The organism is Sphingomonas turrisvirgatae (assembly GCF_001721295.1).
Lineage (GTDB): Bacteria > Pseudomonadota > Alphaproteobacteria > Sphingomonadales > Sphingomonadaceae > Sphingomonas > Sphingomonas turrisvirgatae.
This window is the reverse complement of record NZ_MDDS01000076.1, coordinates 1-572: the sequence shown is the minus strand read 5'-3', so window position 1 is coordinate 572 and position 572 is coordinate 1. Positions and strand designations below refer to the sequence as shown.

Genomic DNA, 572 nt, shown 5'->3' with positions numbered 1-572 from the left:
CTGTCGGATCATTCACTGTACCAGTGAGTGCTGGTGTGCTGTCGCTAGTGAGTACATCATCAAGTGCTACTGTCGGCGCAACTGCATCAACCACTGCTGTTGCTGGGCCTGATGTATTGCCTGCTGGATCTTCTGTTACTGCTGTTACCGTATCACCATCATTTAAACCAGGGTTTGGCACAGTCCAAGTACCATCCGGTCCTGCTACAACACTTGCCGTACTACCATCTGGATAAGTCACAGTCACTGTTGAACCAGGTTCTGCTGTACCTGTAATTGGATCTGTCCCGTTAACCGGGTCAATCACTGGTGCTGCTGGGGCTGTTGTATCAACTGTCACAACACCTGTATCTGTACCTACATTACCTGCTGCATCTGTTGCAGTCACGGTAATGGTGTGTGGTCCGTCTGCGAGTGTTGGAAGTGTATTGTCTACAAGCGTCCAGGTGCCGTCACCATTGTTCACTGCCGGATAGCCAGTGCCATCCACATTGACAACTACAGTGGCTGTTGGGTCACTTACTGTACCTGTTAATGCCGGTGTGCTGTCGCTAGTGAGTACATCATCAAGT

Annotated in this window: 1 protein-coding gene; it reads right to left on the bottom strand. The window is 50.2% G+C overall.

The features are described 5' to 3' along the window. Positions 1 to 572, bottom strand: a 572-nt coding sequence (locus tag BFL28_RS20415) for an Ig-like domain-containing protein (protein ID WP_241527399.1), incomplete at both ends; no start/stop codon positions are given.